General features: G+C 47.4%; 25 protein-coding genes, 1 tRNA gene and 1 other RNA gene. 21 read left to right on the forward strand and 6 right to left on the reverse strand.

Going from position 1 to position 24,072, the window contains the following annotated elements; translation table 11 throughout:
* Nucleotides 1-690, forward strand: a 690-nt coding sequence (locus HKN88_03680; GenBank protein ID NNC97155.1) for a cell envelope integrity protein CreD, incomplete at its 5' end; no start/stop codon positions are given.
* 42 nt (nt 691-732) lie between these two features.
* On the opposite strand, the gene HKN88_03685 is transcribed toward HKN88_03680, so the two are convergent.
* The 4 genes from HKN88_03685 to HKN88_03700 all read right to left on the reverse strand — a co-directional run bounded on the left by HKN88_03685 (nt 733) and on the right by HKN88_03700 (nt 5,062).
* A complete protein-coding gene (locus HKN88_03685) occupies nt 733-1,074 on the reverse strand; it encodes a TraR/DksA family transcriptional regulator (protein ID NNC97156.1) in 342 nt (113 codons plus the stop codon).
* A gap of 66 nt (nt 1,075-1,140) precedes the next feature.
* Nucleotides 1,141-1,635, reverse strand: a complete 495-nt coding sequence (locus tag HKN88_03690; GenBank protein NNC97157.1) for a hypothetical protein — start codon at nt 1,633-1,635, stop codon at nt 1,141-1,143.
* Nucleotides 1,636-1,738: 103 nt separating this feature from the next.
* Nucleotides 1,739-2,896, reverse strand: a complete 1,158-nt coding sequence (locus HKN88_03695; GenBank protein ID NNC97158.1) for a dipeptidase — start codon at nt 2,894-2,896, stop codon at nt 1,739-1,741.
* Between the two features lie 18 nt (nt 2,897-2,914).
* Nucleotides 2,915-5,062, reverse strand: a complete 2,148-nt coding sequence (locus tag HKN88_03700) for a bifunctional (p)ppGpp synthetase/guanosine-3',5'-bis(diphosphate) 3'-pyrophosphohydrolase (GenBank protein ID NNC97159.1) — start codon at nt 5,060-5,062, stop codon at nt 2,915-2,917.
* A 168-nt stretch (nt 5,063-5,230) separates the two neighbouring features.
* Between HKN88_03700 and HKN88_03705 the strand changes: the two genes are divergently transcribed.
* From HKN88_03705 to HKN88_03785, 17 genes are all read left to right on the forward strand, one after another.
* Complete coding sequence (locus HKN88_03705) at nt 5,231-5,866, forward strand: hypothetical protein (protein ID NNC97160.1); 636 nt, start codon at nt 5,231-5,233, stop codon at nt 5,864-5,866.
* Nucleotides 5,867-5,929: 63 nt separating this feature from the next.
* The gene (locus HKN88_03710; protein ID NNC97161.1) at nt 5,930-6,682 is read left to right on the forward strand and encodes a YebC/PmpR family DNA-binding transcriptional regulator; all 753 of its coding nucleotides are present in this window, start codon (nt 5,930-5,932) and stop codon (nt 6,680-6,682) included.
* A 36-nt stretch (nt 6,683-6,718) separates the two neighbouring features.
* Nucleotides 6,719-7,258 (forward strand): crossover junction endodeoxyribonuclease RuvC, encoded by a 540-nt coding sequence (gene ruvC / locus HKN88_03715; protein NNC97162.1) that lies wholly within the window; start codon nt 6,719-6,721, stop codon nt 7,256-7,258.
* Nucleotides 7,259-7,271: 13 nt separating this feature from the next.
* Nucleotides 7,272-7,877, forward strand: coding sequence for a Holliday junction branch migration protein RuvA (gene ruvA, locus HKN88_03720; protein ID NNC97163.1), 606 nt, complete (start codon nt 7,272-7,274; stop codon nt 7,875-7,877).
* 53 nt (nt 7,878-7,930) lie between these two features.
* Nucleotides 7,931-8,965, forward strand: coding sequence for a Holliday junction branch migration DNA helicase RuvB (gene ruvB, locus HKN88_03725; GenBank protein NNC97164.1), 1,035 nt, complete (start codon nt 7,931-7,933; stop codon nt 8,963-8,965).
* Between the two features lie 104 nt (nt 8,966-9,069).
* The gene (gene ybgC / locus HKN88_03730; GenBank protein ID NNC97165.1) at nt 9,070-9,483 is read left to right on the forward strand and encodes a tol-pal system-associated acyl-CoA thioesterase; all 414 of its coding nucleotides are present in this window, start codon (nt 9,070-9,072) and stop codon (nt 9,481-9,483) included.
* A gap of 9 nt (nt 9,484-9,492) precedes the next feature.
* Entirely contained in the window at nt 9,493-10,167 is a 675-nt protein-coding gene (gene tolQ, locus HKN88_03735; protein ID NNC97166.1) for a protein TolQ, read from the forward strand.
* A 35-nt stretch (nt 10,168-10,202) separates the two neighbouring features.
* Nucleotides 10,203-10,607, forward strand: a complete 405-nt coding sequence (locus tag HKN88_03740; GenBank protein ID NNC97167.1) for an ExbD/TolR family protein — start codon at nt 10,203-10,205, stop codon at nt 10,605-10,607.
* Nucleotides 10,608-10,609: 2 nt separating this feature from the next.
* Entirely contained in the window at nt 10,610-11,575 is a 966-nt protein-coding gene (gene tolA / locus HKN88_03745) for a cell envelope integrity protein TolA (GenBank protein NNC97168.1), read from the forward strand.
* A 15-nt stretch (nt 11,576-11,590) separates the two neighbouring features.
* Nucleotides 11,591-12,904: a Tol-Pal system beta propeller repeat protein TolB gene (tolB, locus tag HKN88_03750; GenBank protein ID NNC97169.1), complete on the forward strand. Its 1,314-nt coding sequence runs from the start codon at nt 11,591-11,593 to the stop codon at nt 12,902-12,904.
* A gap of 382 nt (nt 12,905-13,286) precedes the next feature.
* The gene (pal, locus tag HKN88_03755) at nt 13,287-13,676 is read left to right on the forward strand and encodes a peptidoglycan-associated lipoprotein Pal (protein ID NNC97170.1); all 390 of its coding nucleotides are present in this window, start codon (nt 13,287-13,289) and stop codon (nt 13,674-13,676) included.
* 29 nt (nt 13,677-13,705) lie between these two features.
* The gene (gene ybgF, locus HKN88_03760; protein NNC97171.1) at nt 13,706-14,476 is read left to right on the forward strand and encodes a tol-pal system protein YbgF; all 771 of its coding nucleotides are present in this window, start codon (nt 13,706-13,708) and stop codon (nt 14,474-14,476) included.
* Between the two features lie 99 nt (nt 14,477-14,575).
* Nucleotides 14,576-15,295 (forward strand): 7-carboxy-7-deazaguanine synthase QueE, encoded by a 720-nt coding sequence (gene queE / locus HKN88_03765; GenBank protein NNC97172.1) that lies wholly within the window; start codon nt 14,576-14,578, stop codon nt 15,293-15,295.
* Nucleotides 15,296-15,297: 2 nt separating this feature from the next.
* On the forward strand, nt 15,298-15,993 hold the full coding sequence (gene queC / locus HKN88_03770; GenBank protein ID NNC97173.1) for a 7-cyano-7-deazaguanine synthase QueC: 696 nt from the start codon (nt 15,298-15,300) through the stop codon (nt 15,991-15,993).
* 97 nt (nt 15,994-16,090) lie between these two features.
* Nucleotides 16,091-16,166: transfer RNA gene (locus HKN88_03775), tRNA-Lys, on the forward strand.
* 32 nt (nt 16,167-16,198) lie between these two features.
* Nucleotides 16,199-16,329: non-coding RNA, RtT sRNA (locus HKN88_03780), on the forward strand.
* Between the two features lie 477 nt (nt 16,330-16,806).
* A complete protein-coding gene (locus HKN88_03785; protein NNC97174.1) occupies nt 16,807-17,352 on the forward strand; it encodes an NERD domain-containing protein in 546 nt (181 codons plus the stop codon).
* Between the two features lie 76 nt (nt 17,353-17,428).
* Here HKN88_03785 and HKN88_03790 read toward each other — a convergent pair whose 3' ends face one another.
* Entirely contained in the window at nt 17,429-19,186 is a 1,758-nt protein-coding gene (locus HKN88_03790) for a phosphoenolpyruvate carboxykinase (GTP) (protein NNC97175.1), read from the reverse strand.
* 152 nt (nt 19,187-19,338) lie between these two features.
* Between HKN88_03790 and HKN88_03795 the strand changes: the two genes are divergently transcribed.
* The 3 genes from HKN88_03795 (at nt 19,339) to HKN88_03805 (ending at nt 22,856) form a co-directional block, all read left to right on the forward strand.
* Nucleotides 19,339-19,644, forward strand: a complete 306-nt coding sequence (locus tag HKN88_03795) for a hypothetical protein (GenBank protein ID NNC97176.1) — start codon at nt 19,339-19,341, stop codon at nt 19,642-19,644.
* Between the two features lie 235 nt (nt 19,645-19,879).
* Nucleotides 19,880-22,483, forward strand: a complete 2,604-nt coding sequence (locus HKN88_03800; GenBank protein ID NNC97177.1) for a bifunctional aspartate kinase/diaminopimelate decarboxylase — start codon at nt 19,880-19,882, stop codon at nt 22,481-22,483.
* Nucleotides 22,484-22,511: 28 nt separating this feature from the next.
* Complete coding sequence (locus HKN88_03805; protein NNC97178.1) at nt 22,512-22,856, forward strand: hypothetical protein; 345 nt, start codon at nt 22,512-22,514, stop codon at nt 22,854-22,856.
* Between the two features lie 94 nt (nt 22,857-22,950).
* On the opposite strand, the gene HKN88_03810 is transcribed toward HKN88_03805, so the two are convergent.
* Nucleotides 22,951-24,072, reverse strand: a 1,122-nt coding sequence (locus HKN88_03810; GenBank protein NNC97179.1) for a GlyGly-CTERM sorting domain-containing protein, incomplete at its 5' end; no start/stop codon positions are given.

Genomic DNA, 24,072 nt, shown 5'->3' on the forward strand with positions numbered 1-24,072 from the left:
AAAAGCCTGTCAATTATTCCGGTGGGCAAAACCACGATTGCGCGCCTGGAATCCGATTGGAGCGATCCCAGTTTTTTTGGCTCGTTCTTGCCTGACACCCGCGACGTCAGCGAAAAAGGGTTTACCGCGACCTGGAAAGTTTTGCATTTGAATCGGCCTTTCCCTCAAGCCTGGAAAAACAATAATATCCCCAATCTGCAAAGAACCGCGTTCGGGGCAAATCTGATCATCACCAATGACAAGTATCAAAAGGTCAGTCGCACCGAGAAATACGGCTTGATGTTTATTGTGTTCACCTTTCTGGCATTTTTTATGTCGGAAATAGTCAACAAGATCAAAGTGCACCCAATCCAGTATCTGTTTATTGGTATGGGGCTGATCGTATTTTACAGTTTGCTGTTGTCATTCTCTGAACACATCACATTTAACAAGTCCTATATGCTGTCGGCCTTCGCCACAGTGTCGATGATCACATCCTATTCCCGCAGCGTTTTACGCAAAAACAAGTTGGCGATGTTCGTCGGTTTGATATTGACGATCTTGTATCTTTATCTGTTCGTCTTGTTGCACATGCAGGACTTCGCCTTGTTGCTGGGCAGTATCGGATTGTTCTCCGTACTTGCAATTGTGATGTATCTGACCCGTAATATCGACTGGTATGGTGAGAATCGCCAACAAGATAATTTCTAGTCTCCTCGAAGGGTATGACTGCCATGGATGGCGGGAGTACTCTTAAGATTCCTTCTCACTCGCACATTGAATACACAGCAAAGTTGTTGGATCGTATTCCAGACGCTTGGGATTGATGTCTTCGTCGCACTCGATGCAATATCCAAATTCATCATTGTCGATCCGTTCTAGTGCAGCATCGATCTGTTGGAGTTTTAATTTCCTTCTTTGATTGGTGGCTTTGGACATCGCTTGCTGTTGCATGGCGTCCATGCGGGATAAGCGTCCCATGCGGGTTTGATCGAGTTCGACGGTTTCAGCAGCTTCCTGACCTGTTGCTTCAAGAGCTTGCAGTTCAGTTTTCAGATCGATCAGTTGCTGTTTGAAATGTTTGGAGGATTTCATTGATTCATTCTAGCAATAAAAAAACCCGCCGAAGCGGGTTCTGACGGGCAGGTAATCAGAAAATAATTACTGATTTTCTTCAAAACGCTTTTTACGACGTTCCTGTCTTTTTTCTTTACGTTCTGCACGCTTGGCTTTATGTTTGGCTTTAATGGCCTTGAGTTCAGCGCGTTGTTCATCACTTAGCACCAATGCGGACTCGTGTTTCACCTGGGCGTGTATACGAGCTTTTTCCTGCATGATGCGGGCTTTTTCCGAAGCCATCGCTTGTACCCGAGTCACATAATCAGAACTTGCTGGGTCCAGATCTTTGTTTTGTGCCTTCATGGCTTTTCCAGACTCCTTCAATGCTTGCATTTCAGGGTGGTATTTGTCGTGAATGGCCTTGATCTGCGCCTTTTGTTCGTCAGTGGCTTTCACTTTATCCAGCATTTTTTGATGCATCATGCCTTGATGATGCTGGGCGTGCATACCATTTTTGTGATGACCGGCCTGCAGGGCAAGACTGGTTCCGAATGCCATCGCCAGAATTGTGACAATTGAAATAATCGATTTTTTCATAGCAAACTCCTGTGGGTGAATGCAATTAAGAGTGTGTATCAGTTAAAAAGTTTCAACATTTCATGAGCATTGAAATAAATTAATAAAAGCAATCACTTATGAATCAGAAATTCTCCAATAAAAAGCGTTTCATGTTTTCACCCATGACCGCGCGAATCTCTGCTTCTTTAAATCCTTGCTCTAACATTTCATCAACCAGCAATGGAAGTCCGGTCACATCAAATGGTGTGGTCACAGTGCCGTCGTAATCAGAACCCAATGCAACATGTTCGATGCCGACCAGGTCGCGGACGTATTTCATTGACGCCACAATGTCTGGTGTACCTTTTGGTCCAGCGGCTTCGGGGAAAAACGCTATTCCGATCAGTCCGCCATTGCTGGCGATTCGTTTGATGTGCGCATCGCTTAAATTCCGCGGTGAATCCAGCACGCCTTTCACGCCCGTGTGTGACACCAAAACAGGTTGAGTGGTCAGGTTCAGCACATCGTCGATCATGCTTGGCGAGATGTGGGCGAGATCATGGATCATGCCCAGCTCATCCATACGTTTGACAACTTGTTGGCCAAAGTCCGTCAGACCCTCGCCACTGATGCCATGGGCCGAACCGCCAAGTTCATTATCGAAAAAGTGTGTAGCCGCCATCATGCGAATGCCTGCAGCATGTAATCTATCCACATTTTCAATCTGACCTTCCAGCGCGTGTGCTCCTTCAATGCCTAGAAATCCGGCCGTGAGATCTTTATTTTTTTGTCGCTCGGATAAATACTTCAGCAGATCGTCAGCCGACTTCAGGATTCGAAAGTTTTCATCCTTGGCAGCCAATGCATGCAGCTTTTCAGACTGGTACAAAGCACGTTCGATCAGGCTAAACCAGGTTCTTGGCGGTTGTGCCTGCCCGATACTCAGTAAAGTGATGTCGTCGCGCGCATCGGCATCGTTCTTGTGCATGTTCAAGCCCTTGGGCGACTTGGTCACAATCGTGAATGCCTGCAGGCTGACTCTGGCTTCCCGCAGTCGCGGAATGTCGACATGCCCGTAATCCGATTTTTTACTCAGGTCACGTTTCCATAACAAGGAATCGGTATGCAGGTCACCAATAAAGTCTAGCGAGGCATAGATCTTTTGTGCCTTATCCGACACGCTATACGGAGGCGTATGAGTGACCTTGTTCATGCCTTTTTCTAGCACTGGCGGAGCAAATACTGTGAATAAAAAATACAGTCCGAGCAGAATGAGTATGAATGTGATCAGTTTTTTCATATTGAATGAGTAGGTGGTTTAATTTCTTTGCACTGAATAAATGGTGGGTAAGGCTTCGAGTTTTTTCATGATGCGACTCATCGAGTCAATATTCGGAATCTCAATGGTCAATGTAATGGTCGCGATCATTTTTTTCTTGTTCACTTTGGAATTCATTTCCAGGATTGGAACTTTCTCTTCGGAAAGCAGGGCGGTGACATCCCGGATGAGATGCTTGCGGTCGTAAGCTTCGATCGCAATATCGATGACAAAATTATTTTGTTCGCTTTTATCCTGCCAGCTAACAGGAAAAACCCGTTCCGGGCGTTTGGCCATCAGGTTTTTGAGATTGTTACAGTTCAATCGATGAATGGTGATGCCCTTGCCCTGGGTAATGTAACCTACCACGTCTTCCGGTGGCACCGGTTTGCAGCATTGTGCGTAGGTGGTCAACAGATCATCCACCCCGGAAATGGCGGTTTGGCTGGATGCGCGTTTAGTAGTGGTTTTGCGTTTCAGACTAAAATTATTATCTTCTTGCGAGTCTTCGATCTCGCGCAAGAACGTATTGGTAATTTCGCCGAGTGCCAATGCACCAGCACCCAGGGATATGCACAATGCCTGATAGCTTGGAAAACCGTGTTTATGCGCCAGAGCGTCCGGGTCTTTATTGGCAAAGCCAAGACGTGTCAGTTCTTTTTCCAGTAATTGTTTACCCGAACGCAGGTTTTGCTCCTGGTCTTGTTGTCTGAACCAACTGCGAATCTTTTCCCGTGAACGCGAAGAGGCAATGTAGCCCATGCCGTCGATCAACCAGTCGCGACTGGGTTTGCTTTCTTTACTGGTCAAAATTTCAATGCGGTCACCGCTTTGAATTTTGTAGGTTAAGGGAACAATTTTCCCGTTGACCAGGGCACCGCGACAACGATGTCCGACTTCGGTATGTATGTGATAGGCAAAATCCAGTGGTGTGCTGCCGGCACTCATGTCCACCACATCGCCTTTGGGGCTGACCGCGTACACCCGATCTTCAAACAGGGTTTCGCGATAGCGTTGAATAAAGTCTTCGTCCTGTGCGCTGCTGGAGCCGGAATCGTCGCCTTTGGTCTCGAGCACATGGCGTAACCAGTTGATCTTTTCATCCATACTGGTTTGTTGTGCGCCTTCTTTGTAACGCCAATGCGCAGCAACCCCGAGTTCCGAATTATCATGCATTTCCTGGGTGCGGATCTGTATTTCGATGACCTTGTTTTCCGGGCCGAGCACCGCGGTATGAATAGACTGGTAATTATTCGACTTGGGGTTGGCAATATAATCATCGAATTCGGTGGGAATGTATTTCCATTTGCTGTGCACCACACCAAGCGCGCCATAACAGCCGGCTACATCCCGGGTAATGATGCGTACCGCCCGAATATCAAACAGACTTTCAATGTTCAAAGACTTGCGTTGCATTTTTTTCCAAATGCTGTAAATGTGTTTGGGTCGCCCCTGGATATCCGCGGCTATGTTTTCAGCGTCCATCAGGTTGTGCAAGGTTTGTTTGAAATCCTGGATGTATTGCTCGCGTTGCGAACGTTTGGATTGCAACCAGTTGGCAATCTCTTTATAGCGTTTTTGTTCCAGATAACGAAACGCCAGGTCTTCCAGTTCCCACTTTAATTGCCAGATACCCAGGCGATTGGCCAGGGGCGCAAAGACTTCACGTGTTTCTTCGGCTAAACGGGTGCGTTCGCTTGCACTGGCGTGTTTGGCAATCCGCATACGATGCAGTTGTTGTGAGAGGCGCACCAATACCAGCCGGATGTCATCAACAATAGCGAGTAAAAGTTTACGTAAGCCTTCAGCCTGACGTTGCGACAAGCCCTGGTCGTTATCTAGATTATTAAAATGACTGTAACTGTCGAGGCGTAACAGGTCAGAAACCAGATCGCGTATCTCAGTGGAGAATTTTTTTTGTATTTTGTCGCGGGTAATCAACTCGGCCTGTTGTAATGGCGTGAGCATGGCGCTGGCCAAAATGGCGTCGGGCATTTCCAGAGATTGCAAGATGTCTGCAACTGCCAAACCTTCTTGTAAGGCCGCTAAAATTGACGCGTCCTGACATTGTTTGATCTCGGTAGTAACCAGACCCCGGGCTTTGTCAGATTTGGTGGTGGTGCTGGTGGTCACAGGTGAAACTTTCACGCCTCGCTACAGTCTGGAAATAAGTAAGTAAATCGTCTAAATCTTTGTTTTATAGGTGAGTTTAGGCAAGATTCTCGGTATCATACGCGTAGTTTGTCGGAATATTGCAATAATCCACATCAAGACTGCAATGACTGACCATAATTTAAACTTTTCGGAGCACATTTTATGCAAAATCCCCTGAGTAAACACGTAAAGTCAGCTTTTATCACGTTTTTAATTAGTGTGAGTCTTGTTGCTGGCCCCGGCGTAGTGGCTGATAGCGCCGAAATCAGTTTGAACGACGATTCGGTACGCCTGGCCGGTGACTGGTCATTAAGCAACTCCGGGTTTATGCTTGAGACTGCAGTTATCCATAATGAAGAACGTGGCAATGTTGCCAGTGTAGCGGCACTACGCGTCGGGGATGCGGGCAGCGATGGCTTGACGGCAGGAGTAGGGTTGAAACTGGCCTATGTTGATCCGGATATTGAAGTTGCCACTGTTCAGATCGTACCTCCCGTTGCATTCTCTTCACCCAGCGGCGGGGCTTTGGCCTTGGGCGGTAAATTCAATTATGTGCCCACGGATTTCAATCGATTGAATCTGGGTGGCTACATTTGGTTTGCCCCCGATGTACTGGCTTTTGACAAAATGGACAAATATCAGGAAATCGGAGTGTACGCGGGTTACAACATTTTACGTGACGCGGATGTGTTTGTGGGATATCGCAATGTGAAGGGCAGCTTCAAATCGGACGGAATTGATTTTGGTGATCTCACTATCGATAGCGGGGTGCATTTAGGCATTCGGGTAAATTTCTAAGTGCACGCCTTCGAACACAATAACGAACTCAATTACAGTTAATTGCAAAGGTAAAGCGTTTTTATGGCAGGTCATAGTAAATGGGCAAACATTCAGCATCGCAAAGGCGCCCAGGACAAAAAAAGGGCTAAAGTTTTCACACGTTTGATTCGCGAAGTGGTGGTTGCCGCCAAAATGGGTGGCAGCGATCCCGACGCCAATCCGCGTTTACGGTTGGCGCTGACCAAGGCGCGTGGCAAAAGTGTGCCTAAAGACAGTATCGAACGTGCGGTTAAACGCGGTGCTGGCGAACTGGATGGTGATGATTACGAAGAGATCCGCTACGAAGGTTATGGTCCGGGCGGCGCTGCGGTCATGGTCGACTGCCTGAGTGATAATCGCAATCGAACCGTAGCCGATGTGCGTCATGCCTTTACCAAATACAATGGACAACTGGGCACCGACGGGTCGGTATCGTTCATGTTTTCGCATGAAGGGGTGATCACTTACGCGCCCGGCACCGATGAATATACCGTGATGGAAGCGGCCCTGGAAGCCGGTGCCGAAGACATCGTTACCAACGAGGATGGCAGTATTGATGTGATCACCGAGCCCAACAGTTTTGCCGACGTGCTCGAAGCCCTTGAAAAAACCGGGCTTGAAGCGAGCAATTCCGAGGTAACCTACCGTCCGTCGAATAATACTATGCTGGATGATAAAAAAGCCGACAGTATGATGAAATTGCTGGATAAACTGGAAGAGCTGGATGATGTGCAAGAGGTGTATACCAATGCAGATTTCTCCCCCGAGTTTTTGGCAAATTTAGAATCTGAATAAATAATTTCAATTTATCGACAACACAAAAATAATTTAATGCAATCCACACCCACAGCACAACGCATACTCGGTATTGATCCGGGTTCGTTGATCACCGGCGTGGGCATTGTTGACAGTGTGGGCGATAAACTAAAGTATGTGTTCCATGACAGCATCCGCAGTAATTCTAAAGACGAGTTTCCGGACAGGCTGCGAAACATCTACACTCAGGTGCAAGCGGTCGTTACCCGCTATCAACCCACCCAGATCGCGATTGAACAAGTCTTTATGCATCGCAATGCCGACAGCGCTTTAAAGCTCGGGCAAGCACGCGCGGCCGCCATGAGTGCGACCTTTCAGGCGGATATCCCGGTACACGAATACGCTGCCAAACTCATTAAACAGGCCGTAGTTGGCAAAGGCGCCGCGGCCAAAGAACAGGTCCAGCACATGGTCGGCTTTTTATTGCAACTCAGTGACCCCGTGCAAGCCGATGCGGCCGACGCACTGGCTGTGGCGATTTGTCATGCCAATATGTATAACATTGCCGATCGACTGAATGTAAAAATATCCACAATCAGAAAACGCAAACGTTGAAGGCACTCATTCCATGATCGGATTTTTACGCGGCAAAATAATGTCCAAGCAACCCCCGCGCTTGTTGATCGATGTGCAGGGTGTCGGTTATGAAGTGGATGCACCGATGTCTACCTTTTATGGTTTGCCGGAGGTGGGTGAGGAAACGCATTTATTCACGCACCTTTCGGTCAGTGAGAATTCCCAAACCTTGTATGCATTTGCCACGGCTTCCGAACAGCAAATGTTTCGTCAATTAATTAAAGTCAGCGGTATTGGTGCGCGTTCCGGCTTAACCATTTTGTCCGGGATAAGTGTAGAAGACTTTATCTACTGTGTGCAAAACGAAGACACCGCCACGCTCATTCGCTTACCGGGCATTGGCAAAAAAACCGCCGAACGCCTGATCATAGAAATGCGCGATCGCATTGATCTGACACCCGCAACAACCAGTGCCGGCGGCAAGCTCAGCGTAGAACGCAAAGCAGCCAGTCCGCGTCAGGAAGCCAGTGACGCATTACTCGCTTTGGGTTATAAATTGCCGGAGATCACACGCTTACTGAAAACCATTGCCAGTGACGAAGCTTTAAACACCGAAGAAATTATTCGGCTTGCCTTACAATCTTCAGTGCATAAATAAATACCAGCCAGGAGACCTAATTGACCATTCACGCAAATTCCGATGATGCCCGTTTGATCGCTGCGACCTCAGTGCAAGGCGACGAGGTCATTGATCGAGCAATACGTCCCAAGCGCCTGGAAGATTATGTTGGGCAACCGGCGGTTAAAGAGCAAATGGATATTTTTATCCAGGCCGCACGTCAGCGTGAGGAGGCCCTCGATCATGTCTTGATCTTTGGCCCACCGGGGCTGGGTAAAACTACCCTGGCGCATATCGTGGCCAATGAGATGCAAGTGAATTTACGCCAGACGTCGGGCCCTGTTTTAGAACGCGCCGGAGACCTTGCGGCCTTACTCACCAATCTGGAAGAAAATGACGTGCTGTTTGTGGATGAGATTCACCGCCTGAGTCCAGTGGTGGAAGAGGTCTTGTATCCGGCCATGGAAGATTTTCAACTGGATATCATGATCGGGGAAGGACCGGCGGCACGCTCGATCAAACTTGATCTCAAACCCTTCACTCTGGTTGGTGCCACCACCCGTGCCGGTTTACTAACCTCTCCTTTACGCGATCGATTCGGGATTGTGCAGCGTCTGGAATTTTATTCGGTTGATGACCTGACCCGAATTGTGCAACGTTCCGCCAGTATTTTGAATTTACAAGCTGAACCGGCGGGCGCCAGACAGATCGCTGTACGCTCACGCGGCACTCCACGCATTGCCAATCGCTTGCTGCGACGCGTGCGTGATTATGCCGAAGTCAAAGGCGATGGCTTGATCACCGAGTCTGTCGCGGCAGCGGCCATGGACATGCTGGATGTGGATCCCCACGGGCTGGACGTGATGGATCGCAAAATGTTGTTGGCGATCATGCAAAAATTTGGCGGTGGCCCGGTGGGCATTGATTCTTTGGCGGCAGCGGTTGGTGAAGAACGCGGCACTTTGGAAGATGTGATCGAACCGTATTTGATCCAGCAAGGATTTATTATGCGTACTGCCAGAGGGCGGCTAGCCACCCGAAATGCCTATTTGCATTTTGGCCTGGAACTGCCTAATAGTTTGCAAAATGCTGACAATTTACCCAATGACCTGTTTGAAAAACTTTAGATTGTTCACAATAAGTTCACATAAGTTATTGATAATCCAAATTTAAAATTCATTTCTATACTTAATGTAGTTTCGAGTTTCAATTCACCCAGGATCCGGAAATAATGACCTCAGCTCAACCCCATCAGTTCAGCATCCGCGTTTATTATGAAAACACCGATGCGGGAGGCGTGGTGTATCACGCCGAGTATTTGTGTTTTGCCGAACGCGCTCGCAGTGAACTGTTACGCGAGATTGGCACAGACCAGACTGCTATGCGCCTGGAACAGGGTTTGATCTTTGTGGTCGGTCACATGGATTGCAAATTTATCCGACCGGCATTTCTGGATGATGAATTACGCGTCGAGACGGTGACCAGGAAAACCGGAAAAGTGTCCATGCAATTTGAACAAAAAATCTTTCGTGACAATGAATTGTTATTCACCGCAATGGTCAAAGCAGGATGCGTGGATGCTGTAAGTTATAAACCCAAGGCGATGCCATTGCTCGTGCAACAACAATTACAAAAACATTCATAAAGGATAAACATGCATACCGAATTAAGTCCGATTAGTCTATTCTTTGAAGCCAGCACAACCGTGCAACTGGTAATGATCGTACTATTTCTCGCATCCCTGTTGTCACTTGGCATAATCTGGAAAAAACATCGCATCATCAGCAAGGCGGTCAGTCGTGCGGATAAATTTGAAAAAATGTTTTGGGCCGGTGGCGATCTGAGTAATATTTTTCAAACCACACAAAATGATCCCAAAGTTGGAATGGTTGGATTATTCCATGCCGGTTTCAGCGAATTTTCCAAACTTTCGAAACAAAACGTTAGCTCCGAACAGTTGATTGACGCCACACGTCGCTCCATGCAGGTGGAACGTTTGCGTGAAGTGGACCGGCTCGAATCCAATCTCGCGACGCTCGCCACCATCGGCTCGACCAGTCCTTACGTGGGTTTGTTCGGGACGGTCTGGGGCATCATGGGGGCATTCATCGCATTGGGTGCCGTCAAGTATCCGACCCTGGCGGACGTGGCGCCAAGTATTGCCGAAGCACTGATCGCAACCGCCATGGGCCTGGTTGCTGCGATTCCAGCCGTTATCGCGTATAACCGCTTTGCCGACAAGGTGGATCGCCTGGAAACCCGTTATCAGGCCTTTATGGAAGAATTTGCAGCAATATTACAACGCCATGCCACCAAGCGAGGGTCTTGAGACAAGTGGAAACGGGTCAAAAAAAACGACGGCTGATGGGCGAGATCAATGTGGTGCCTTACATCGATGTGATGTTGGTGCTGTTAATTATTTTTATGATCACCGCGCCATTACTGACCCAGGGCGTCGAGGTTGATCTGCCGCAAACCGAAGCCGATCCGATCGATCAGAACAGTTTTAATACCGATAATGGTTTTCTCACTCTGACCATTGATTCCGGCGGCGCGTATTACCTGAATCTGGGAGACGAGGAACAAGCCATTGACGAACAAACAGTGCGTTTACGCTCTGCCGCGGCGTTACGCCGTAACCCGAATCTTCCGGTGTTTGTACGTGCCGACACCAGTGTGCCGCATGGCTATGTAGTGAATGCGATGGTAATCCTGCAAGGAGCAGGGGCTGCCAAGGTCGGAATCATGACCGATCCTCCGGATAAATAAGTATGAAGTTTTTTATTGAAAATTCTTCAGCCATCATTTTCACCGTACTTGTGCATGTGGTGGTATTGGGTTTGTTTGCCTTGAACATTGACTTTGAACGTGAGCCAGTTGTAGTTGAGAAAAAAGTCGCGGTGCAGGCCCAGGTAATTAATGGTGCGGCGATCGATGCCGAGATAAAACGCCAGGAAAAACTGGAGCAGGATAAGCTTGATCAAGAAATGCAGCGTCAAAAAGATCTCGAAAACAAAGCCTTGCAAGCAAAACGTCAACGAGAAGCAGAAGAAAAACGAATTGCCGATCTCGAAGCTGAACGTAAAAAACAGGCTGAGTTAGCAAAACAACAAAAAATCGAAGCAGATAAAAAAGCCAAAGCGGAAAAAGAGCGTTTGGCTAAACTGGCGCAAGAAAGAAAAACCGAAGAGACGCGTTTGGCCAAGATAAAAGCCGATCAGGAAGCAGCCAGGAAAAAAGCCGCCGAGGAAGAAAAGGCACGTTTAGCGGCAGCCGCTAAACGCAAAGCGGAACTTGAAGCCAAGAAAAAGGCCGAAGAAGAAGCCAAAAAGAAAGCTGCTGCTTTGGCCGCCAGGAAAAAAGCCGCCGAGGAGGCAGAGTCCAAGCGGCTTGCAGCCTTGCAAGCAGAACTGGAAGCCTCAATGGCAGCGGAAGAATCGTTTACCGATGCCGTGGATTCCGGTGCCTTGAGTCGATACGAATTAGCAATAAAGCAATCGATCATACGCAATTGGCGCAAGCCGGCAAGTTCACCGGATGATCTGAGCTGTGTGTTAAATGTCAGACAGTTGCCAGGTGGCGATGTTGGGCAATTGTCATTTGGTACGTGTAATGCCGACGATGTTACCAAAGACTCCATTGAACAAGCGGTTTTTCGTGCCTCGCCATTACCGGCGCCCGAAGACCCGAGTTTGTTCACCCGCAATCTTGAAATAATATTTGAACCCAATAGCTAATACGGAATTACTCATATGCAAAAAGCCCAACAGATCCTTACCAAAATCGTTTTTCTCATCTGTGCGCTCGCAATTGCCGGGTTGAATATTAACGCCGCAAAATTAACTATTAAAATTGATGATTATGTGGATGACGCCACACCCATCGCGGTTACGCCATTTTCCTATCAAGGAATTAATCCCAATCCGTTTGATTTCGCCGAGCTTATTTCTTCAGATCTCGGCAGCACCGGTGAGTTCATTCCGATGCAACGCAAAGACATGGTGGTTGATGCCGAGCAGAGTGCTCTGTTCAATTACGCCGATTGGAAATTACTCGGCGCGGATGTAGTCATTACCGGACAGGTCGTCGAGACCACGGCGGGAAGTTACACTATAACCATGAGTGCTTTCGATACCATTCGGACTAAACCGATCCTGGCTTATGAAATTCCCGCCAATTCACGAAACTTGCGACCAACTGCGCATCACCTCAGTGATGTCCTGTATGAGAAGTTGACTGGAGTTAAAGGTATTTTTTCCACGCGTATTGCTTACATCAATGTGACTGGCGCATGGAATAACAAATCCTACGAACTTATTGTGGCCGATGTGGATGGTGAGAATCAGGCGGTCGTAGCACGCTCACGCGCACCCCTTATGTCACCGGCCTGGTCGCCGGATGCCAGGCAGTTGGCCTATGTGTCATTTGAGAATGGTCATTCAGAAATTTATGTACAAAACCTTTCCACCGGTAAACGCAATTTGATCTCAAGCCGTCCCGGGATTAATTCCGCACCGGCGTACTCACCCGATGGCAAATACATGGCCATGACCTTGTCTCAAGGCAGTGGCAATCTGGATATTTATATAATGGAAATCGCATCCGGCAAATTAAAGCGTTTGACCGAGTCGCGGGCGATTGATACCGAGGCCAACTGGAGTGATGACGGTGAGTCGCTTTACTTCACATCAGACCGGGCCGGGCAACCGCAGATCTACCGCATTTCGAAAAACGGAGGCAAAACCACTAGAGTGAGTTTTGTTGGAAACTACAACGCCCGACCCCGGGTTTCAGCCGATACCAAACATTTGGCGGTGGTACATGCCGATGGCGGCGCCTATCAGATCGGACTTGTAAACCGTAGCAATGGACAAATATTCACTCTGACCGATGGTACTTTGGATGAGGCGCCCAGTGTGTCACCCAATGGGCGAGTGGTGATCTATGCCACGCAACGTAATGGCCAGGGGGTTTTGGCAACTGTGAGTGCCGACGGGCGTTCCAAGCCCGCCTATCTGGCTGCCATCGGAGATGTCCGGGAACCTGCCTGGTCGCCATTTCGGTAGTTTTAATTGGCTTGCGGATAAATGGCAGGGTAGCTAATATTAATTGTTAAACAATGTTAAGATATCCCACAAATTTTTATACAGCAATCAAGATTTTTTACACCTTTTACTGGAGTTTGCAATGAGCACATTATTAAATAAACGCTTTATTTCAGGATTTTTATTCATTACCTTTGGTTTGCTGCTTGCAGGTTGTCAATCTGCGGTCGGCACGGCAAGTGACAGTCCAGCATCACAACGTGCTGGAAGTCAACAAGCGGCTGAAGAACCAACTCCGCCACCTGTTGTTGAACAACCGGTTGAAAAAGAACCGGTCGCCGAGCCAGAAGTTACTACCCAGGAATACATAGACGGTGATGTGTTAGATGAAAATGGTCGTCTTATGGGTCGTATGGTTAATGGAGAGTTTATTCCTAATCCAGATTACCAGGCATTTAATCCTTTAGATCAAACCATTATTTATTTTGATTTTGACCAAAGTAGTATTAAGCCTGAGTTCCGTGATGTACTCGCGGCACATGCGGCCAACCTCGCGGCCAACCCGGGTTTGAGTCTGCGTCTTGAAGGTCATGCCGATGAGCGTGGTTCGCGTGAATACAATATCGGACTGGGTGAAAGACGTGCTCAAGCCGTCAAACGTGCGTTAATGCTTAATGGCGTGAGTGCTGCCAGTTTGAAAACGGTGAGCTTTGGTGAAGAGAAGCCGATGGTTCAAGGCACTGGTGAAGCGTCCTGGAGCCAAAACAGACGCGTCGAATTGGTGTATCGTTGATCCTTTAATTTCTACAATAACTATTCATCATGAAAAAATTACTCCTAATTTCTCTATGCTCGCTTGTCTACTTGTCAGGTTGTGCTTTGGGTGGCTCCAACGAGCCAGATCCGGTTTTACTCAAACTTGACGAGCTGGATGCACGCCTGGATAGAGTCGAGAGCGTTTTGAATAATCAGAGTCTGTTGGAATTACAAAACGACAATGACAATCTCACCAACCAGATCCGTGATCTCAGGAATCAGATAGATAATCTGGTCTTTAGTCAGGAAAGTACGGTCAATCGTCAAAAAAGCCAGTATCAAGACCTGGATAAACGTTTATCTGCGGTCGAAAGTCGTCCGGCACGACGGGTTGTGGTAGCTTCTCCAGAATCGGTGAATGATCAGACGAGCGGCGCTCAAACTGCCAGTGGGTCAGAAAGGGTGGCTTATCAATCAGCTTTTGATCTGCTGAAGGGCGGAAAGTACGCCGATGCCGCTGAAGGCTTTGAATCTTATCTGAGTCAATATCCTAATGGGCAGCTGGCCGATAATGCCTATTATTGGTTAGGTGAATCGCATTACATCACGCGCAAATTCGAGGATGCTTTGAAGTCCTTTGCTATGGTAACCGAGAAGTATCCACAGTCGCGAAAGATCGCAGATGCCTGGTTAAAACTCGGATACACGCATTATGAAATGAAGAATTTTACCGATGCTAAAAGTGCTTTAGAAAAAACCATGAGTGGCTTCCCTGACAGCTCGGCCGCATTACTGGCCAAGCAAAGACTTGACCGCATTAACAAAGAACAGGGCTGATCACAGATCTGAAACTTTTTATATACACACACACAAGCCGCCTGCGGGCGGCTTTTTGTTTTTCGGGATGTGACTAGCCAAATCCATTAGAATACTGATATGACTGTCGAGGTACACATCCCCAACAAACCGTTTTTTTCCGAACTCCCGGTTCGGGTAAAAGATGATCTGCCTGAAAACAGCAGAATTCGCGTGACGGAAATCTTCTATAGCTTGCAAGGCGAAGGTCGCTATAGCGGCCAACCAACTGTATTTATTCGTCTGACCGGTTGCCCATTGCGGTGTGTGTATTGCGACAGTGAGTACGCTTTTTATGGAGGGCAATGGCTGGAGTTTGAAGACATATTCTCATTACTCTCGAACTACACGACCAACTATGTGTGCGTTACGGGGGGCGAACCATTAGCCCAGCCAAATTGCCTGTTTTTGCTGGAAGAATTATGCAAGCGTGATTTTAATGTGTCTCTGGAAACCAGCGGCGCAATGGATATCAGCGACGTTGATCGTTTGGTCAGCAGGGCCCTGGATATCAAAACTCCCGATTCCGGTGAAGAAAATAAAAATCTCTGGTCTAACCTGGACGAATTAACCGAGCACGACCAGATCAAATTTGTGATCTGTTCCAAGATCGATTACGAGTGGGCGAAAGACATTGTGCAAAGTCACGGATTGGATAAAAAATGTCTGGTCTTGTTCTCGCCCAGTTATCAACAGCTCGATGCAAGGCATCTGGCAGACTGGATATTACAAGATCAATTGCCGGTGCGATTTCAAACTCAGTTACACAAACTCATTTGGCAAGATGAAGCAGGCCGTTGAATATGAGTGCCGGGCAAACTAATAAAAAACCTGCCATTGTATTGTTATCGGGTGGCATGGACTCGGTAACCGTTCTGGCACTTGCCAAAGCCGAGGGCTTTGACATTTACGCCTTGAGTTTTTCCTATGGGCAACGTCACAGTGCTGAACTTACAGCAGCCAGACACAATGCCAGCCAGTTCAAGGTGGCTGCGCATAAAACCATTGAAATCGATCTGCAACAGTTCGGTGGCTCGGCATTAACCGACCACAGTATTGATGTACCGGTCAATCCGAGTGAAGCGATACCGGTCACCTATGTACCGGCACGTAATACCTTATTTTTATCCTACGCCTTGGCCTGGGCTGAAGTTTTGCAGGCACGCGATATTTATATCGGGGTTAATGCCGTGGATTATTCGGGTTATCCGGATTGCCGGCCTGAATTTATTCAAGCTTTCAGCGACATGGCCAATTTGGCCACGAAAGCCGCGGTGCAGGGTAATTCAATGAGCATCCATACACCACTGATCAATTTAAGCAAAGCGCAAATCATCCAATTGGGGGTAAAACACGGGGTGGACTATTCGAGGACGGTCAGTTGTTATCAGGCTAGCGACACCGGACTGGCTTGTGGCGCATGCGACGCCTGTAGACTGCGAAAACAAGGCTTTATTGAGGCTGGAATTCCGGACAATACCGCTTACCAGTCCGAGTGAATCAAATTAGCGAATAAATGGCTGTAAACCCTTGTCATTTGTGCCAATTCGGGTATCATGCCGCGTCTATTTGCCGTAACTATGGCATACCAGCATCGGGACGTTAGCTCAGTTGGTAGAGCAGTTGGCTTTTAACCAATTGGTCATAGGTTCGAATCCTATACGTCCCACCAAATTCCAAAAGACCTCGCTTGCGAGGTCTTTTTTTTTGGTCTGGACGTGTGGGTTGAGAACCTCAGGTTCGACTCGAGCACTTTAGTGCGAGAGAACAGGGGAGTGCAACGACACTGGCCCCGAAGTGGGCGAGCGTAGCGAGTCATCCTATACGTCCCACCAAATTCCAAAAGACCTCGCTTGCGAGGTCTTTTTTTTTGGTCTGGACGTGTGGGTTGAGACAAAATTGTCTGGAGCAATTTTGAACCGACGCGAACTATTTCATCGTTCGCGCGGGCCTACAGGCGAGATGCAGGGACAGCAGCGAGTAGCCTCAGGTTCGACTCGAGCACTTTAGTTCGAGAGAACAATTACAAGATTAGTGATGAGCGAATAAGTGCGAACCTACAACTTTTGTATAAAAAAGAATCTGCCTATTAATCCTGCATAATAATTTCCTTAAGCGCTAAATTGACTCTTCAGTTAGAACGTTTAGTTCAAGTTATGCTTTAACTGCAAAAAAAAATAATATTAAAAACATCAGCTTAAGTGTGTAACGCAAACTGTTTCTACAGTGCTGGCTGCTAACTTTTTCAGCAATATCAAGTGTTAAAAGTCTGTTTGATAAAATAGACACACAACAATCAGGGATAGAAAAACATGACGCCTCTTGAGATTACCTTATCGCTTTTGGTCGGCTTACTTTTGCTTGCCGTAGGATTTTATGCCTGGCATGCTAGAAAACCAGGCTTGCACCGCAAGCTGAAAATGATCAGCCCCGAGTACACGCGTCACCTGGTCATTCCGGATGGACTCGACGGACATATCGAGCTCGATTACTTATTACTCACACCGCATGGCCTGGTGGTGATGGATTATCGTGAGATTCATGGCACCATTTTTGCAGGCGCCAACCTGGATCTCTGGACAGTGTTGCAAGACCATAACCGCTTTAGTATTCAAAATCCGTTCAATACCATGCGCCACCGTCTTAATGCAGTAAGGGGTCTGGTCAAAGATGTACCAGTGATCGGTTTGGTGGTTTTTCCGGATGTTGCCCGTTTTGGTAATACCCCACCGGAAAATGTTATTCACGAATCGGAGTTACTGGAACGATTTAGTCCTGGCATCGTGTCTAATCAGGAGCTATTGACCAAGGCCTTTCATCAGCAATATAAAATATTGAGTGCAACGGTCGGGTCTTGATTTCATTTAGTCATTAGAGTTTTGCGGGAACAAAAAAGGCAGTCAAAGGACTGCCTTTTTTGTTATTAAAGCTTTTTTAAGCCGCGAGTGCAGCCTGAACTTTTTTATATTCCTTGCGTAGAGCTTCGGGTAAGCGTTCGCCATAGCTTTCAAGGTATTCAGCCACGGCCTGCATTTCATCAGACCATTGCGCTTTATCGATCGTCAGAATCGCATTTAGATCCTTTTCATCGATCTCCAGCCCTTTGGTATCCAGTGATTGCGGAGTTGGTAGGTAACCGATCGGGGTGTCTACCGCGTCGGCCTTACCGTCAACACGGTCGAGGATCCAGCGTAAAACACGCAAATTTTCTCCAAAACCAGGCCACAGGAAACGACCATCCTGATCACGACGGAACCAGTTCACGTGGAATATACCCGGAAGATTCTCGGTTTTTTCTTGCATGCTCAACCAGTGGGCAAAGTAATCGGCAAAGTTGTAGCCGCAGAAGGGTTTCATGGCCATTGGGTCGCGGCGCACCACGCCAACTTGTCCGGTAGCAGCGGCCGTGGTTTCCGAGGCCACGCCTGCACCAATCAACACACCATGTGCCCAGTCTTTGGCTTCATACACCAAGGGTGCGAGTTCGCGACGACGACCGCCGAAAATGATCGCATCGATTGGAACACCTTCGGGATTTTCACTTTCTGGAGAATACACCGGGTTGTGTTTAGCGGATGCGGTGAAACGCGAGTTAGGATGCGCTGCAGGGCCATTGTCATTAGCTGCGGTCATTGGCTCACCACGCCAATTGAGCACCGGGGTTTCACCCGATTCTTTACCTTCCCAATACGGATTATTGTCCGCTGTTACACCAACATTGGTAAAGATGGTGTCGTGTTCAATGGATTTGTAGGCATTGTAGTTAGTGTGCGGACTGGTTCCGGGCACCACACCAAAGTAGCCGGCTTCCGGATTAATGGCGTACAGTTTGCCGTCTTTACCAGGTTGTAACCAGGCAATGTCATCACCGATGGTTTCGATCTTCCAGCCCTTGTGCGATTCGGGTGGTACCAGCATGGCCAAATTGGTTTTGCCGCAGGCCGATGGGAAGGCCGCCGCCACATAGCGGGTTTCGCCTTCAGGATTGGTCAGGCCAAGGATCAACATGTGTTCTGCCAACCAGCCTTCGCTGCGTGCCTGATAACTGGCAATACGCAAAGCGTGACATTTTTTACCCAACAGGGCATTACCGCCATAGCCTGAGCCATAACTCTTGATACTGAGTTCTTCCGGGAAATGCATAATGAAACGACGCTCGGGATCAAGCTCGCCAGTTGAGTGCAAGCCTTTAACAAAGGTGCCTTCTTTTTCAATACGTTCGAGTGCAGGCTGTCCCATGCGGGTCATGATCTTCATATTGACCACAACATACGGGCTATCCGTGATCTCTACACCACAACGTGACAGCGGGGATTTGATCGGTCCCATGCAATAAGGCACAACGTACATTGTGCGGCCTTGCATACACCCTTCAAACATTGCATCAATTTTTGCGTGCGCGGCAGATGGCTCCATCCAAATATTATTCGGTCCGGCATCGATCTCGTTTTTGGTACAGATCATGGTTGCACCTTCAACCCGTGCAACATCGCGCGGATCCGAGCGGTGCAAATAGCAGTTAGGATAGTTGTCCTGATTGAGTTTGCTTAAGGTGCCATTAGCCAACATGGCGTCAACCAATTCCTGGTACTCTTCATCTGAGCCATTGCACCAGACGATGTTATCCGGATTGGTCAATTCTGCGACTTCGTTCACCCACTGCTGCAGGGCCTGATTCGTGGTATTTGACATGGTAGATTTCTCGCTTTTAGCGTTAATAATTATTTTGAACCAGATACAGGTTGAACTCCCATAACCCACACCTGAAAGCGCGGTATTATAGACGTTTTACCAGTCACTTTCAGTGTACAATATTCGTTATAAATCATATAAATGAGTCAAATATGAAAATCAAAATGGAAATCGATATAGACCCCAAAGAGTTACGTGAATTTTTTGGTTTTCCGGATGTAGCCGGCTTACAAAAAGAAGCCGTAAAAACCGTCATGAAAAAAATGAAATCGGGGGCAGATGGCTTTGAGCCCGTAACCTTATTAAAGCAGTGGATGCCAAGCAATTTGCTGGCTAAATCCGATTTGCATGGTCTGTATAAGCGCTTTATGCAAGCCGCCGAGACTGAAGAAGAGTATGACGAGGAATATGACGAAGAGCATGATGAAGATTTGGATGAGTTTGATGAAGATAAATAAGCATGCTACAGTTAGACGTATAGAAGGCTATACAAATTAATGAAACTCATTATTACCCTGATTAAAAAACACAAACCCGCTAAACCAGTCTTGGAGTTATTCTAGGAGAGGGCTATGTGTACACATTTCAACCCGCTCCAGAGGCGGGTTTTTTTATGTCTGCCTTATCAGTGGATGGAAATGTCTAAAAAAGAGTTAATGGAAAATAAATTGTAAAAATAAACTGGACAAATGAATGAGCATACAAAATACACAAGCTGATATAAATTCTAACCAATGGGTGGTTTTGAAGTTCGGTGGTACCAGTGTCGAAACCTTGAATAATTGGCAAAAGATCAAGCGTATTGTCAAGGATCATATTAAGCACCGGAGTAAAGTATTTATAGTTCATTCGGCATTGGCTACGATGTCGAATTTATTGCAAGATATTTCACAGCAAGCGATTAGCAATGAACATCATGCTGGCCTTGACGAGTTCAAACAAAAACATCAAACGCTGCTGAAAAACATGCAACTCTCCGAGTCTTTGTTAGAGGAAGTTTATCAAGACCTGCAACGTGTTTTACAAGGTGTTTCATTACTCAAGGAACTGACCGACAGGACCAGGGCCGAGATCATGGCGTGTGGCGAATTGGCGGCAACAACCATTGGTGCGGCGTATCTGCGTAAAGAACTTAAACACAGTGTGCGTTATCTGGACGCGCGTGACTGGTTGTTCTCAAGTAAATCCTCGCAGCGTAAAAAAGACTATTTGAATGTCGATTGCGAGTCGGATTACGATGAAGAGTTATATCAAGCCATAAACTCGGACGATGTAGTCATTACGCAAGGTTTTATTGCCGCCAATCAAAAAGAAGAAACGGTACTGATTGGCCGGGGAGGATCGGATGTGTCAGCGGCATACTTTGCAGCTAAGATCAACGCTAGTGAATGCCAGATCTGGACCGACGTACCCGGTATGTTCACGGCCAATCCAAATGTTACCCCCAGCGCACGTTTGATCCAGAGACTCTCATATGTAGAGGCTCAGGAAATTGCCGCCTTGGGCGCCAAAGTCTTGCATCCGCGCAGCTTGCATCCGGTGCGCCAGGCCAATATCCCTCTACGCATAAAAAGCACGGTTCAGCCAGACCAACCCGGTACTTTGATCGAGAAACATCCCTCCGACCTGCAAGGTGTCTGTGCGATCACCACCCGCGATCCGATCACTTTGATCAGTATGGAAACCCTGGACATGTGGGGGCAGTCGGGTTTTTTGGGCAAAGCGTTTAGTGTATTTGGTCAACTCGGAATTTCTATTGATCTGGTCTCAACCTCCGAGACCGTAGTCACGGTGTCATTGGATCACGGACAGAATTCGATCGATGAAGAACTGCTCAATGAACTTAGTGAAAAACTTGCCACGATCTGTAAAGTCAAACTGCTGAGCTCATGTGCTGCCGTGTCGATCATCGGGCAAAAGGTCAGTGGTATTTTGAGCCAGATCGCACCCAGTCTGGAAGCCTTTGAAACCAACACGGTGTATCTCTTGAGCCAGGCGGCCAATGACTTGAATATCACCTTGGTGGTTGAGCGTGACCAGGCAAATAAAATTGCCAACAGTTTGCATGAATACCTGATTGGTAACCGTTCCAATAACGGGCAGTTTGGTGCCACGGCACTGGAGATACAGGAACTCATCGACGCCAAAAAATCTTCCAGCAAGCTTGCTAAAAGCTGGTGGGAAGCGCGTGTCAATGAATTGCTCGACGTGTGTCCAGAAGATCAAGCGGTATATGTTTACGATCGCAACACATTGTCGAAAAAAGCCCACGACCTGCTCAGCATACAGGCCGCCGATCAGGTGTTCTTTGCCTGCAAAGCCAATCATAATCCTGAGGTCTTAAAACTGTTTCACCAACAAGGCCTGGGTTTTGAATGCGTTTCTGCATCGGAGCTTGAGTATGTTACAGGCCTGTTTCCAGACATTGACCCTACAAGAATATTATTTACCCCGAACTTTGCGGCCCGACATGAATACGCTTTGGGCCTTGAGAAAAATGTTTATTTAACCGTGGACAGTGTGTATCCCTTACAACATTGGCCTGAATTGTTCAGTGGCAAAGATATTTTATTACGCATCGACCCTAAAACCGGCAAAGGTCATCATGCCTATGTGAAAACCGCGGGCAAACGCTCAAAATTCGGCATTCCGATTGAAGAATTACCAGCCTTGTCCGAACATTGTGCGCGTCACCATATTCGGGTTATCGGTTTGCATGCCCACGCGGGGAGTGGCATTTTACAAACCGGTCATTGGCGAGAACATGCCGAACTGTTGAATGAGTGCAGGCGCTGGTTTAATGACGTGCGCATTTTGGATCTGGGCGGTGGCTTTGGCATACAGGACAAATTTCATCAAGTGCCACTGGATATTGCCGATGTGCAAAAAAGTTTACAAGCGTTTAAACAGGACTTTCCCGATCTGCAGATCTGGTTAGAGCCGGGTCGCTATCTGGTCGCAGAGGCTGGTGCTTTGCTGGCGCGGGTTACCCAGGTGAAAACCAAAGCCGATCAGCATTTTATAGGACTGAACACCGGAATGAACAGTCTCATCCGGCCAGCTCTGTACGGGGCCTATCATCGCATTGTTAATTTATCCAAACTGGATGCCGAGATTGAACAAAGTGCCTCTATCGTTGGTCCTATTTGTGAATCGGCGGATGTTCTGGGGCGAAATATACCCATGCCGGCAACCAGTGAAGGGGATGTCATTCTGGTCGCCAATGCCGGGGCCTATGGGCAGGTGATGAGTTCGCGTTACAATATGCGTGAGCCCGCTGGCGAGATTGTTATTTAATAACCCGTAATTTATCAAGATACTTTATATGTCCAACCAATCGCTTGAAGTCACATTGAAAATACTGGATTATTTTAAAGAAAATCCGGATGCCAGGGTTCGCCCCTTATCATTGTCGAACGAGATCGATGCCGACCCGATCATCATCGACCGGGTTTTGAGCAAATATTATAAATTCTTTTTATATTTGCCCACTGAAAAGCAGTACAAGCTTAATCGCTCGGGAAAATTCAAAGGTGATGTGGTCACTATGAAAATTCATGCGGAAGAACTGGTTAAAGAAAAAAACTTTTTTCAAAAGTACTGGTACTACATTACCTTGACTGGTTTGTTGATTGCAACTTACCTACTGTTGTACTTTCTGGACGGTTGATCAATTTTAATTAAATTGCAATTGCGCACCTAGAGAAAGCATCTGAAATCTGAACTAGCATAATTATTCCTGTCTCACATAAATGTCATATAGATCAGTCTTCAGTTAAGTCCTCATTGTTTATTTTGAAAACATATTTTTTGCGAATAGCTACAAGACTTAACAAGAATAAACTGTATAAGCCTATACTTCCGCCGCCGCTATTTTCTATTCGTTTACGACTCGCATCAAGCGGGAACGGGTCTCTGGAGTCTGGGTCACCATCATTATCGTCATCGTTATCGGTATTATTGCCGATCCCGTCTCCATCGGTATCTTGAGATTCTGTTGGATCCAGCGGGAATGCATCTTCGCTATCCGGTACACCGTCATTATCGTCATCGGTATCGGCGTTATTGCCCGTACCATCACCATCAGTGTCTACTGACTCATTAGCGTCAAGAGGGAAAGCATCTTCTGTATCGTTGACACCGTCGCCATCATCATCATTATCGGCATTATTGCCAATACCGTCATTGTCGGTATCTTGAGATTCTGTTGCATCCAGCGGGAAAGCATCTTCGCTATCCGGCACGCCGTCATTATCGTCATCGGTATCGGCGTTATTGCCTGTACCATCACCATCAGTGTCTACTGACTCATTTGGGTCAAGAGGGAAAGCATCTTCTGTATCCGGAACACCGTCATTATCGTCATCTGTATCGGCATTATTGCCAATACCGTCATTGTCGGTATCTTGAAATTCTGTTGCATCCAGCGGGAATGCATCTTCGGTATCGGCTACACCATCGTTGTCGTCGTCGTTATCCACTCCGTTATCACACATGCCATCACCATCGGTGTCGGTAGGAATGTCTGTATTGGATAGTGGGTCAGTGCCACAAATTAATTCATCGGCATCGGTAAACAAGTCATTGTCATCATCAGTGTCGGCATTGTTACCCGTGCCATCAGCATCGGTATCGACTGATTCAGTTGCATCCAGCGGGAAGGCATCATCAACATCAAGAACACCATCGCCGTCGTCATCATCGTCAACGCCATTATCACAGAGTCCGTCACTATCGGTGTCCGTTGGAATATCCGTATCCAGCAATGGGTCTGTGCCACAGATACCTTCATCTACATCGCTGAACAAGTCATTATCATCATCAGGATCCACACCGTTATCGCATAATCCATCACCATCGGTGTCGGTCGGAACATCCATTGCATC

It is taken from the genome of Gammaproteobacteria bacterium (assembly GCA_013001575.1).
Classification (GTDB): domain Bacteria; phylum Pseudomonadota; class Gammaproteobacteria; order Steroidobacterales; family JABDMI01; genus JABDMI01.

Coding starts and splice junctions, on each gene's coding strand:
- queC (NNC97173.1), top strand. CDS start 15,298: ATGAGTGCCGGGCAAACTAATAAAAAACCTGCCATTGTATTGTTATCG.
- HKN88_03795 (NNC97176.1), top strand. CDS start 19,339: ATGAAAATCAAAATGGAAATCGATATAGACCCCAAAGAGTTACGTGAA.
- HKN88_03695 (NNC97158.1), bottom strand. CDS start 2,896: ATGAAAAAACTGATCACATTCATACTCATTCTGCTCGGACTGTATTTT.
- HKN88_03805 (NNC97178.1), top strand. CDS start 22,512: ATGTCCAACCAATCGCTTGAAGTCACATTGAAAATACTGGATTATTTT.
- ruvA (NNC97163.1), top strand. CDS start 7,272: ATGATCGGATTTTTACGCGGCAAAATAATGTCCAAGCAACCCCCGCGC.
- tolB (NNC97169.1), top strand. CDS start 11,591: ATGCAAAAAGCCCAACAGATCCTTACCAAAATCGTTTTTCTCATCTGT.
- HKN88_03690 (NNC97157.1), bottom strand. CDS start 1,635: ATGAAAAAATCGATTATTTCAATTGTCACAATTCTGGCGATGGCATTC.
- HKN88_03740 (NNC97167.1), top strand. CDS start 10,203: ATGGGCGAGATCAATGTGGTGCCTTACATCGATGTGATGTTGGTGCTG.
- ybgF (NNC97171.1), top strand. CDS start 13,706: ATGAAAAAATTACTCCTAATTTCTCTATGCTCGCTTGTCTACTTGTCA.
- HKN88_03710 (NNC97161.1), top strand. CDS start 5,930: ATGGCAGGTCATAGTAAATGGGCAAACATTCAGCATCGCAAAGGCGCC.
- HKN88_03800 (NNC97177.1), top strand. CDS start 19,880: ATGAGCATACAAAATACACAAGCTGATATAAATTCTAACCAATGGGTG.
- pal (NNC97170.1), top strand. CDS start 13,287: ATGGGTCGTATGGTTAATGGAGAGTTTATTCCTAATCCAGATTACCAG.
- HKN88_03685 (NNC97156.1), bottom strand. CDS start 1,074: ATGAAATCCTCCAAACATTTCAAACAGCAACTGATCGATCTGAAAACT.
- ruvC (NNC97162.1), top strand. CDS start 6,719: ATGCAATCCACACCCACAGCACAACGCATACTCGGTATTGATCCGGGT.
- tolA (NNC97168.1), top strand. CDS start 10,610: ATGAAGTTTTTTATTGAAAATTCTTCAGCCATCATTTTCACCGTACTT.
- HKN88_03785 (NNC97174.1), top strand. CDS start 16,807: ATGACGCCTCTTGAGATTACCTTATCGCTTTTGGTCGGCTTACTTTTG.
- tolQ (NNC97166.1), top strand. CDS start 9,493: ATGCATACCGAATTAAGTCCGATTAGTCTATTCTTTGAAGCCAGCACA.
- HKN88_03790 (NNC97175.1), bottom strand. CDS start 19,186: ATGTCAAATACCACGAATCAGGCCCTGCAGCAGTGGGTGAACGAAGTC.
- ybgC (NNC97165.1), top strand. CDS start 9,070: ATGACCTCAGCTCAACCCCATCAGTTCAGCATCCGCGTTTATTATGAA.
- queE (NNC97172.1), top strand. CDS start 14,576: ATGACTGTCGAGGTACACATCCCCAACAAACCGTTTTTTTCCGAACTC.
- HKN88_03705 (NNC97160.1), top strand. CDS start 5,231: ATGCAAAATCCCCTGAGTAAACACGTAAAGTCAGCTTTTATCACGTTT.